The sequence below is a fragment of the Brevibacillus fortis genome, assembly GCF_003013395.1.
Lineage (GTDB): Bacteria > Bacillota > Bacilli > Brevibacillales > Brevibacillaceae > Brevibacillus > Brevibacillus fortis.
Genome location: NZ_PXZM01000002.1, coordinates 113,086 through 124,070, shown reverse-complemented (window position 1 = coordinate 124,070; position 10,985 = coordinate 113,086). Strand labels below are relative to the sequence as shown.

The window sequence follows — 10,985 nt, the reverse complement described above, 5'->3', positions numbered from 1 at the left end:
CGAGGACTTATCCACACATTTAGCAATTGATCATGCAGATCCAGTTTTCAGGGAATAAAAGAAACCTTCTTGCTGATGATGGCAGGAAGGTTTTTTTCGTGTAGAAAGAGCAGTGGCGATAAACTAATACGGATCCGAGGGTAAAGAGGGGAGCAGCATCCGGTGATTTTGTTGAAAATGCTTTCGAATAACCGAGGGAAAAGTATCCATGTGATTATCCAAAAAATGTTCGACCAAATATCGCTCAACAAGTCCGTGAGACATTGTTAGCTCTCCCCACCACTCCGTTTCATAGCGGCAAAGCATGCTGAGTAAATAAAGCAGTAAGTAATGACTGGCCCATTCGGGAAGAGGCAGAGAAGAAGCAGAACCATTCCAAAAGAAGAGGACGTTATGATGCAAACGAAATAACGGGTGTTGATCCAGTTCAGACAGGGCACACTGAGGAAGGGTCAGTTTCTTTATGTTTTTATTATTTTCCGAGGTGAGTGTATCTAAGTTGCAAACAGCTGGAGCTAGCCTGCGAATATACTGGATGAAGGTCTCTGTTGAATAGGATAATGGCCCGTCCGTTTTTTCAGGAAAAGTAATGCGAACCAAATCATCCTGGCTTATATAGTCAATCTTCAACGTTAACCAGTTACGCGGTTTATTCGTAGCAATTCCGTAACTATCGCTGACGATGGGGATGGATGAAAATAAGTCATGGACTAGATAGCGGTCTTGTAACGGCGCAAGCTGAAAGGCTTGAGCTAGTTGTGCAAAAAAACCTTCCTTTTGTGGTCGTACGTCATCCTCCATGAGCATATAGGCGTTTCGTTTAAGCTTTCGTGTCGTGACACCATGTTGAAGAACACGGCTGTTTTGGGGATAATACGGATCACGAGTCAACAACATCGCCTTCAACAAGTGAGAGCAGCCATAAAACAACAACAATGGCTGGATGGACAAGTCGGCAACAGCGGAAGTGGAATAAAAATGCCTGGCTTGTCTCCATAGATACAGGAAACGCGAGCTTTGTTGAAAAGCTAGCCTCTCCGCATGCTCAACATCCATGGCATGGTAGCAGGCAGCCAAATATTTACGTGCAGTTGGTTCTGTCTCAAAATAGCGTAATGTTTTCCAAGCGTTATCCATGATAACCACCTTTACCAATTTTCGTAATATGACTAAATTCCCTTAACTGTTTTTTGATTTATCTGTCTAATTGAATCTATAACCGAACATTGTACTCATTTCTTGACAGTAAATTAAGCCGTTTGTTAAACTGTCTTAAACCATTCGCCGAGAGGAGCTTTCAACTGTGCGGGAAGACAAATTTGTTAAAGAGGGTTTAACGTTTGATGATGTATTGCTCATTCCAGCAAAATCTGAGGTTTTGCCAAGGGATGTTGATCTACGAGTTCAATTGAGTGAGTATGTGAAGCTGAATATTCCCCTGATCAGCGCTGGTATGGACACCGTAACGGAGTCTGGACTCGCGATCGCCATGGCACGCCAAGGTGGTATCGGGATTGTTCATAAAAACATGTCGATCGAGCAACAAGCAAGCGAAGTAGATCGTGTAAAACGTTCAGAAAGTGGCGTTATTACCAATCCATTCTCTTTGACACAAGAACACACAGTCGAAGAAGCGAATGCTCTCATGGGTAAATATCGTATCTCTGGTGTTCCGATTGTCGATGAGAATCAAAAACTGATCGGAATTCTTACCAACCGTGATCTGCGCTTTGTGCATGACTTCTCCATCAAAATCAAAGAAGTCATGACGAAGGAAAACCTGGTGACCGCTTCTGTTGGTACTACTTTGCAACAGGCAGAAGAGATTTTGCAAAAACATAAGATCGAAAAGCTCCCGTTGGTGGATGAGAACAATATCCTGCGTGGACTCATTACAATTAAAGATATTGAAAAAGCAATCCAATACCCGAATGCAGCAAAAGATACACAAGGCCGCTTGTTGTGTGGAGCTGCTGTAGGGGTATCAGCAGATACTTTTGAGCGTGCTGCCGCACTGGTACAAGCAGGCGTGGACGTATTGGTGATCGATACGGCTCATGGACATTCCAAAGGCGTAATCGAAACGGTAAAAGCGGTTCGTAAAGAATACCCAACGCTTACAATCGTGGCAGGAAACGTTGCGACTGGACAAGCTACTCGCGATCTGATCGAGGCTGGCGCATCTGTGGTGAAGGTTGGTATCGGTCCTGGTTCCATTTGTACAACTCGTGTCGTAGCAGGTATCGGTGTTCCACAAATTACAGCGATCCACGATTGTGCACAAGTAGCGCGGGAGTACAATATTCCAATTATTGCCGACGGCGGCATTAAATACTCCGGTGATTTGCCAAAAGCAATTGGTGCAGGTGCTTCTGTGATCATGATCGGCAGTTTGTTCGCTGGTACAGAAGAAAGCCCGGGCGAATTCGAGATTTTCCAGGGTCGTCGTTTCAAGGTATATCGTGGAATGGGATCGATTGGCGCGATGAAAGCAGGCAGTAAGGACCGTTACTTCCAAGAGAACGCACAAAAGCTCGTTCCGGAAGGGATTGAAGGCCGTGTTCCTTACAAAGGCCCGCTGGCGGATGTCACGTATCAATTGATTGGTGGACTGCGTGCAGGTATGGGATACTGCGGAGCGAAGACCATCGAAGATTTGATTCAAAACTCCCAGTTCGTTCGCATTACCGGCGCTGGCTTGCGTGAGAGCCATCCACACGATGTACAAATTACCAAAGAATCACCTAACTACTCGATTTCCTAAACGAAAAACAGTTCGGAAGACCTACGTCCCCTTTCTTTTAAAAAGAGAGGGGATTTTTACTAGCTGCTAACATGTGGAAATTGGAGGAATCACGCTTCATGCGACCCTGCAACCTATGGTACACTTACAATTGTGTGCTTGTTTTCATGAAAAAATGAAATCGACAGAAATAGGAGAGTGAGAGATTACATGAAGCGAAAGACATGGACAAAGCGATTAACAGGTCTGTTCCTTTCTGTCGCTGTTTTTGCTACAGCAATGGGAGGAACGGTTTCAAAGGTGGAAGCTGCTCCAGCAGCATCTCAAGCAAATTTACAACTGGAAGCGAAGTCTGCCATTCTTGTTGAGGCATCGACGGGAAGGGTTCTCTATAGTAAAGATCCTGACGTAGCACTTCCGGTAGCTAGCATGAGTAAAATCATGTCTGAATATCTGGTTCAGGAAGCCGTCAAACAAAAGAAAATTAGCTGGGATGATGTTGTCCCGGTAAGTGAGTATGCTTTTTATATCGCGAAAATTTCAGATTCGTCTGGTGTGTACCTGAATTTAGGTGAATCATTTACAGTTAAACAATTGTCAGAAGCGATGACAGTCGTTTCTGCTAACGACGCAACCGTACTTTTGGCAGAGAAGATCGCAGGCAGTGAAGCTGCCTTTGTTGAAATGATGAACAAAAAAGCAGTAGAGCTTGGTATGAAAAATACGATGTTTGTCACTTCTACAGGTTTGCCAGCTAATGAGTTGGGCCCGTATTCAGTGAAAACCGATCAAGTAGAAAATCTGATGTCCGCACGCGATTCGGCTATCCTCGCACGTGCTCTGATCCGTGATTTCCCTGAGGCATTGGAAGTTTCGAAAAAACCAAACTTCACATTCCGAACAGGTACCCCACAAGAGTGGAGCAAGAAAAGCTACAACTGGATGCTGCCTGGTCTGATTAGCCACTATCCAGGCGTAGACGGATTGAAAACAGGGCATACACTTGCAGCGGGCTATTGCTTTACAGGGACGGCTGTTCGTGACAACATGCGTTTGATTAGTGTAGTAATGAATACAGATAGCAATACAAAGCGTTTCGCGGAGACCAGAAAACTGTTTGACTACGGTTTTAGCAATTTCAAACTGACGAAACAAATGGACAAGAATGTACCAGTTAAAGGGTTTGAAATAGCCCCTGTGAAAAACGGTGTAGAGGTAACAGTTCCAGCCGTTACAGGTAGCGAAGTAAATATGATTACAAAGATCGGTACCGATGCAAAATTCACACCAATTGTTACCTTCCAGGATCTGACCGCGCCAATTACGCAAGGACAGGTTGTCGGTAAGATCGTATTGAAAGAAGAAGGCGTGAAGGATACGGATTATTTGCAGCCTGATGACGTGACAAAAGCAGGTGTTGATGTAGTAGCGGGACAGGCGGTAGAGGAAGCCAGCTGGATTCGTCTGTTCTTCCGCAGTATTATAGAATTCTTCAGCAATCTGTTCAGCAGTGGAACAGGAAATTAAATAACTATTGTTTTCCCTTACATCTATCGTTTACAATGACGATAACAGGAACCATAACACCACATAACAGTTTAGGTTCTGACTCATGATGTAGGGGGTAATGACATGGTACAAGTAGGAACATCCCGCGTTAAAAGAGGTATGGCTGAAATGCAAAAAGGCGGCGTTATTATGGACGTCGTGAATGCTGAACAAGCGAAAATTGCAGAGGCAGCGGGTGCTGTTGCTGTAATGGCTTTGGAGCGAGTACCGTCTGACATTCGTGCAGCTGGTGGAGTTGCTCGTATGGCGGACCTTAGCATTGTAGAGGAAGTACTGAATGCTGTTTCCATCCCTGTTATGGCAAAAGCACGTATCGGTCATTTTGTTGAAGCGCGTGTTCTCGAATCTCTGGGTGTAGATTATCTCGATGAGAGTGAAGTACTCACTCCAGCAGATGACTTGTACCATATCAATAAAAAAGAGTTCACTGTACCGTTTGTATGTGGCGCCCGTGATCTGGGTGAAGCCCTCCGTCGTATCGGAGAAGGTGCATCCATGATCCGCACAAAAGGTGAGCCAGGAACCGGAAACATTGTAGAGGCTGTTCGTCATATGCGCACGATGATGTCCCAAATCCGCAAAGTGCAAGCCATGTCCTACGATGAACTGATGGCAGAAGCCAAAAACCTGGGTGCCCCGTACGAACTGCTTGAAGAGGTACACAAAACAGGTAAGCTGCCAGTCGTAAACTTCGCAGCAGGTGGAGTAGCAACACCAGCAGATGCTGCCCTGATGATGCAATTGGGCTCCGATGGCGTGTTCGTAGGCTCTGGTATCTTTAAATCAGAGAATCCAGAGAAATTTGCTCGCGCGATTGTGGAAGCGACTACCCACTACACCGATTACGAACTGATTGCTCGCGTATCCAAAGGGTTGGGTACAGCAATGCCCGGAATCGAAATCTCCAAAATCCGTGAAGCTGATCGCATGCAAGAGCGCGGCTGGTAAGGTGAGTAGCATGAAAATCGGCGTACTCGCTCTCCAAGGAGCCGTAGCAGAACATGTACGAATGCTAGAAGAAGTTGGCGCCACAGCCGTTCCGGTCAAAAAAGTAGAAGAACTGGATGACCTCGATGGTCTGGTCATTCCCGGCGGAGAAAGCACCACGATTAGCAAGCTGATGCACAAGTACGGATTCATGGAGGCGGTTCAAGAGTTCGGTAAGGCGAACAAGCCGATCTTCGGAACTTGCGCAGGAGCGATTCTTCTGGCCAAACGGATTCAAGGACAAGACGATTGTCATTTAGGCTTGATGGAGATCAAAGTAGAGCGAAATGCTTTTGGTCGCCAAAAAGAGAGCTTTGAAGTCTTGATGCCTGTTGCGGGTGTGGCGGCAGATTATCCGGCAGTGTTCATCCGGGCACCGTATATCATGGAAGTCGGAGAGAACGGTCAAGTCTTGGCCAAGCACGAAGACAAGATTGTTGTCGCCCGAAGCGGTCACTATCTGGTAGCAGCCTTTCACCCAGAATTGACCGAAGATACAAGACTGCACAAATACTTCCTCGACATGGTCAAGGAATACAGAAGCTAGTTGTAATACCAGAAGATCGGCCGTAGAAAAGGTGCCGATCTTCTTTTTTTCTGTAAAGACAGGCGGGCTGCTCTTTACATACGTATAGAACCTGTAGTACAGTTAACAATAATAGTATTCATGAATGAGAATGCGATGATGAGAACAAGTACTTCACAAGAGCCAGGCCTAGAGAGTCGGTGGTAGGTGCAAACCGATCCGGTTATGTGAAGGAATCCATCTCGGAGTGGCAAAGGAACAATAACTTTGTCCGGAACCGTCCCGTTATGACGGAAGAGTGGGCATATGCATGAGGATTGCTGCATGTGTCAACGAGGGTGGCAACGCGGGTATACAACACTCGTCCCTTACCAGGGGACGGGTGTTTTTTGTTTTTTTTCAATACGATTCGGAGGGATTCACACATGTTGGACGTAAAAGTATTACGCCAGGATTTAGAAGAAGTAAAACGCCGTTTGGCTCACCGCAATGAAGATATTTCTGCGTTGGATCAATTCGTAGAAGTAGATGAAAAGCGTCGCCAAGTCATTCAAGAAGCAGAAGCGCTGAAAAATAAGCGTAACACGGTATCCGAGCAAGTAGCGGTCATGAAGCGCAATAAGGAAAATGCAGACCATCTGATCGCAGAAATGAAAGAAGTAAATGAGCGCATCAAGGCTTTGGATGAAGAGCTGCGCCAATTGGATGAGCAGCTGGAGTTCATTTTGCTGAGCCTCCCGAACCTGCCGCACGAAAGCACGCCGGTCGGTACGACAGAAGACGATAACGTGATTGCCTGGACATGGGGAGAGCCACGTGCATTTGACTTCGAGATTAAGCCTCACTGGGAGCTGGCTAGCCAAGCAGGCATCCTCGATTTTGAAACCGCGGCAAAAGTAACGGGAAGCCGTTTTGTTTTCTATAAAGGGTTGGGCGCACGTCTGGAGCGTGCACTGATTAACTTCATGATGGATTTGCACTCGAACGAGCATGGCTATGAAGAAGTGATCCCGCCATATATCGTCAACCGTACAAGCATGACGGGAACTGGTCAATTGCCGAAGTTCGAAGAGGATGCATTCAAAATCGAGGGACCAGATTACTTCCTGATTCCAACTGCAGAAGTACCGGTCACCAATATGCATCGTGATGAAATCATGGATGGAGCTGATCTCCCTCGCTACTACACTGCTTTCAGCGCATGTTTCCGTTCGGAAGCGGGTTCTGCTGGACGTGATACGCGTGGGTTGATTCGTCAGCATCAATTCAACAAAGTTGAGCTGGTGAAATTCGTGAAACCAGAAGAGTCTTATGACGAACTCGACAAACTGGTGAAAAACGCTGAAAAGGTGCTTCAATTGCTTGGAGTGCCATACCGTGTCCTGAGCATGTGCACAGGCGATCTTGGATTTACGGCTGCGAAGAAATTCGACCTGGAGGTTTGGATTCCAAGCGGCGGCACATACCGTGAAATCTCGTCTTGCTCGAACTTTGAAGATTTCCAAGCGCGCCGTGCCAATATCCGTTTCCGTCGTGATACGAAATCGAAACCGGAATTTGTGCATACTTTGAATGGTTCTGGTTTGGCGATTGGACGTACAGTCGCAGCGATCTTGGAGAACTACCAAGAGGCAGATGGAGCAATCGTGATTCCAGAAGTTCTTCGTCCGTACATGGGCGGAGTGGACAAGATCGCACCGAAGTAAGAAGCGAGAGACTAGGAAAGCAGCTCTTGATCCATAACGGGTCAAGGGCTGTTTTATATTGTGTACTAATACAGGTGGAATTTTTTAAAAAACGTGTTGCACTGTACTAATCTCTGTTATATAATAAAAACAAATTTTAAGAATATTGTTTTAATACAGAAATGGAGGAATGGAGAATGGACTGCTATCGGTGTGAAGGAAACGGCGAACAAAATTGCCCAAAATGTGGAGGCGTTGGTCATGATGCCAACGGAGCGGCTTGCCACAATTGCTTGGGAGATGGGCATGTATGCTGCAGCCATTGCAGTGGCAGCGGGTATCAGGAGTAAGGACATTTTTTTTACTCTTGCTGTTATATAATAAAAAAACATTTTATTGATCTGTATCATAATAACTTTGGAGTGAGGGAGGAGGAGCTGTTTTGACTACCGTACCAACGAATCCATATCCGCTGGAGGTTCAGATTTCCGGTGAGATGCACCCTGGTTATCAAGATATCCTGACACCAGAAGCGATTCAATTCGTGATGAAGCTGGAGCAAAGGTTTGGCGACAGACGACAACAATTGTTGGCCAAACGTGTGGAGCGTCAATTGCAGATCGATGCAGGGCAACTGCCCGATTTTCTACAAGAAACAGCGGACATTCGTAAAGGAGATTGGACTGTTGCTCCATTGCCCAAAGATTTGCAAGACAGACGGGTAGAGATTACGGGGCCTTCGGGTGACCGGAAAATGGTCATCAATGCACTCAATTCAGGTGCTCGGCTTTTCATGGCTGACTTTGAGGACGCGAACTCACCGACCTGGGAGAACACGATACAAGGCCAAATCAACATGAAGGATGCCGTACGCCGCAATATCTCTTACATCAGCCCGGAAGGCAAATCATACTCTCTCAATGAAAAGACAGCGGTTTTGATCGTGCGTCCGCGTGGCTGGCATCTTGATGAAAAACACATCCGCCTCGACCAAAAACCGATTTCCGGCAGCCTGCTTGACTTCGGACTTTACTTTTACCACAACGTAGATGCTCTTATCGCTAATCAGACAGCACCGTATTTCTACTTACCGAAACTGGAGAACCACCTAGAAGCTCGACTTTGGAACGATGTCTTTCTTTTTGCGCAGGATGAATTAAATATTCCACGCGGCACAATTCGTGCGACAGTATTGATCGAAACGATTCTCGCAGCTTTTGAGATGGATGAGATTCTGTACGAGTTGCGCGAGCATAGTGCGGGACTGAATTGCGGACGTTGGGACTACATTTTCAGCTATATCAAAAAGCTGCGGAATCAGCCTGATGTGATAACACCGGATCGTGCGCAAGTAACCATGACAGTTCCGTTCATGAAAGCATACACCACGCTGGCGGTGAAGACTTGCCACAAACGGATGGCGCCTTGCATTGGCGGAATGGCCGCACAAATTCCGGTGAAAAATGACCCGGCACAAAATGCAGAAGCCATCGCCAAAGTACGCGCTGACAAAGAACGGGAAGCGTACGATGGGCATGATGGGACTTGGGTTGCTCACCCTGGGCTAGTGCCGGTAGCCATGGAAGTGTTCGATCGCTTGATGAGAGAGCCGAACCAAATCTGGTACAAACGTGAAGACGTAGACGTATCTGCTAGTCAACTGCTGGCAGTCCCAGAGGGCACAATTACAGAATCGGGTGTCCGCACGAACATTAGCGTAGGCTTGCAGTACATCGAGGCTTGGCTGCGTGGCTCTGGGGCTGTGCCAATCAACAATCTGATGGAGGATGCGGCTACAGCAGAAATTTCGCGGGCACAGGTTTGGCAATGGATGCGTCATCGTCACGGAGTGTTGCAGGATGGTAGAAAGGTGACAGAAGGCTTGGTGAAGCAGTGGCTGAGTGAGGAATTGCAAGCGATCAAGCAAGTAATGGGCCAGGAAAAGTACGAGAACAGTAAATATCCAATTGCTGGTGATCTGTTCTTGCAACTGGTAACGACAGAAGATTTTGAAGACTTTCTAACTGTACCGGGTTATCGCTATTTGTAAAAATAAAAAGAGTGGGGGAAATGAAAATGACGAAAGTAAACAAGCAAGAAGCGATTCAACAGGTGGAGCAAAGCTGGCAGGGTGAGCGATTTCAGGGAATTACACGTCCGTATACGGCAGAAGATGTCATTCGTTTGCGCGGTTCCGTACAAATCGAACATACGCTGGCTCGTCTGGGAGCAGAGCGACTGTGGGACATCTTGCATACTGAGCACCATATTAAAGCGTTGGGGGCTTTGACCGGGAATCAAGCGATTCAGCAGGTAAAGGCAGGATTAAAAGCGATTTATTTGAGTGGCTGGCAGGTAGCGGCCGATGCCAATCTGTCTGGTCAGATGTATCCTGATCAAAGCCTCTACCCGGCAAACAGTGTTCCACAAGTCGTAAAAAGAATTAATCAGGCATTGCAGCGGGCTGATCAGATTGATCAATCAGAAGGTGGTACCGATACGCATTGGTTTGCTCCGATCGTAGCAGACGCAGAAGCGGGCTTTGGTGGGCCACTGAACGTTTTTGAATTAATGAAAGGTATGATTGAAGCGGGTGCAGCAGGGGTGCATTTTGAAGACCAACTGGCTTCCGAGAAAAAATGCGGCCATATGGGCGGAAAGGTACTTATTCCGACGCAAGCAGCAGTGCGTAATCTGGTTTCTGCCCGATTTGCTGCAGATGTGATGGGAGTCCCGACGATTATCGTGGCACGCACCGATGCCAATGGCGCTTTCCTGATCACCAGCGACATCGACGAGCAGGATAAACCATTCCTGACGGGTGAGAGAACAGCAGAAGGATTCTTCCGTCTACGAGGCGGATTGGATGCAGCGATTGCCCGTGGACTTGCGTACGCTCCCTACGCAGATTTGATCTGGTGCGAGACTTCTGAGCCAAACTTGGAGGAAGCACGCCGTTTTGCCGAAGCGATTCATGCCAAATACCCGGGCAAGCTGTTAGCCTACAATTGCTCTCCTTCTTTCAACTGGAAAAAGAAGCTGGATGAACAGACCATCGCTCGCTTCCAGGAAGAGATCGGCGAGATGGGCTACAAGTTCCAATTTGTCACGCTTGCTGGCTTCCACTCCCTGAACTACAGCATGTTTGAACTGGCACGCGGCTATCGTGATCGCGGAATGGCTGCCTACTCTGAATTGCAGCAGGCTGAGTTCGCCAGCGAAGTACATGGCTATACGGCTACTCGTCATCAGCGCGAAGTCGGTACCGGGTATTTCGATGAGGTAGCGCAGGTTATCTCCGGCGGTAATTCCTCTACGACTGCGCTCAGCGGGTCGACGGAAGAGGAGCAATTCGCGCATAATTAAACAGGAAAAACGAAGGACTAGGTGGTTCTCTGGTATTCAGAGGGCCACTTTTTGCGTTCACTTCTATTTTTCATAGAGTCTTAATAGCTTTTTAACAACGCATTTATAT

8 protein-coding genes and 1 other annotated feature are annotated in these 10,985 nt (G+C 47.0%); of the genes, 7 read left to right on the top strand and 1 reads right to left on the bottom strand.

Going from position 1 to position 10,985, the window contains the following annotated elements:
• Positions 1-123 precede the first annotated feature (123 nt).
• On the bottom strand, positions 124-1,137 hold the full coding sequence (locus tag C7R93_RS01820) for a YaaC family protein (RefSeq protein WP_106837195.1): 1,014 nt from the start codon (positions 1,135-1,137) through the stop codon (positions 124-126).
• Positions 1,138-1,303: 166 nt separating this feature from the next.
• On the opposite strand from C7R93_RS01820, the gene guaB reads away from it, so the two are divergent.
• The 7 genes from guaB (at position 1,304) to aceA (ending at position 10,876) form a co-directional block, all read left to right on the top strand.
• Positions 1,304-2,764: an IMP dehydrogenase gene (guaB, locus tag C7R93_RS01815; RefSeq protein ID WP_106837194.1), complete on the top strand. Its 1,461-nt coding sequence runs from the start codon at positions 1,304-1,306 to the stop codon at positions 2,762-2,764.
• A gap of 189 nt (positions 2,765-2,953) precedes the next feature.
• On the top strand, positions 2,954-4,270 hold the full coding sequence (locus C7R93_RS01810; protein ID WP_106837193.1) for a D-alanyl-D-alanine carboxypeptidase family protein: 1,317 nt from the start codon (positions 2,954-2,956) through the stop codon (positions 4,268-4,270).
• A 105-nt stretch (positions 4,271-4,375) separates the two neighbouring features.
• Positions 4,376-5,260 (top strand): pyridoxal 5'-phosphate synthase lyase subunit PdxS, encoded by an 885-nt coding sequence (pdxS, locus tag C7R93_RS01805; RefSeq protein WP_012683798.1) that lies wholly within the window; start codon positions 4,376-4,378, stop codon positions 5,258-5,260.
• Between the two features lie 10 nt (positions 5,261-5,270).
• The gene (gene pdxT / locus C7R93_RS01800; RefSeq protein WP_106837192.1) at positions 5,271-5,846 is read left to right on the top strand and encodes a pyridoxal 5'-phosphate synthase glutaminase subunit PdxT; all 576 of its coding nucleotides are present in this window, start codon (positions 5,271-5,273) and stop codon (positions 5,844-5,846) included.
• A 126-nt stretch (positions 5,847-5,972) separates the two neighbouring features.
• Positions 5,973-6,197 (top strand) — a binding site (T-box leader).
• 53 nt (positions 6,198-6,250) lie between these two features.
• Positions 6,251-7,531, top strand: a complete 1,281-nt coding sequence (gene serS, locus C7R93_RS01795; RefSeq protein ID WP_106837191.1) for a serine--tRNA ligase — start codon at positions 6,251-6,253, stop codon at positions 7,529-7,531.
• Positions 7,532-7,952: 421 nt separating this feature from the next.
• On the top strand, positions 7,953-9,560 hold the full coding sequence (aceB, locus tag C7R93_RS01785) for a malate synthase A (protein WP_106837189.1): 1,608 nt from the start codon (positions 7,953-7,955) through the stop codon (positions 9,558-9,560).
• 26 nt (positions 9,561-9,586) lie between these two features.
• On the top strand, positions 9,587-10,876 hold the full coding sequence (gene aceA, locus C7R93_RS01780; RefSeq protein ID WP_106837188.1) for an isocitrate lyase: 1,290 nt from the start codon (positions 9,587-9,589) through the stop codon (positions 10,874-10,876).
• Positions 10,877-10,985 lie beyond the last annotated feature (109 nt).

Coding starts and splice junctions, on each gene's coding strand:
- C7R93_RS01820 (WP_106837195.1), bottom strand. CDS start 1,137: ATGGATAACGCTTGGAAAACATTACGCTATTTTGAGACAGAACCAACT.
- C7R93_RS01810 (WP_106837193.1), top strand. CDS start 2,954: ATGAAGCGAAAGACATGGACAAAGCGATTAACAGGTCTGTTCCTTTCT.
- pdxS (WP_012683798.1), top strand. CDS start 4,376: ATGGTACAAGTAGGAACATCCCGCGTTAAAAGAGGTATGGCTGAAATG.
- pdxT (WP_106837192.1), top strand. CDS start 5,271: ATGAAAATCGGCGTACTCGCTCTCCAAGGAGCCGTAGCAGAACATGTA.
- serS (WP_106837191.1), top strand. CDS start 6,251: ATGTTGGACGTAAAAGTATTACGCCAGGATTTAGAAGAAGTAAAACGC.
- aceA (WP_106837188.1), top strand. CDS start 9,587: ATGACGAAAGTAAACAAGCAAGAAGCGATTCAACAGGTGGAGCAAAGC.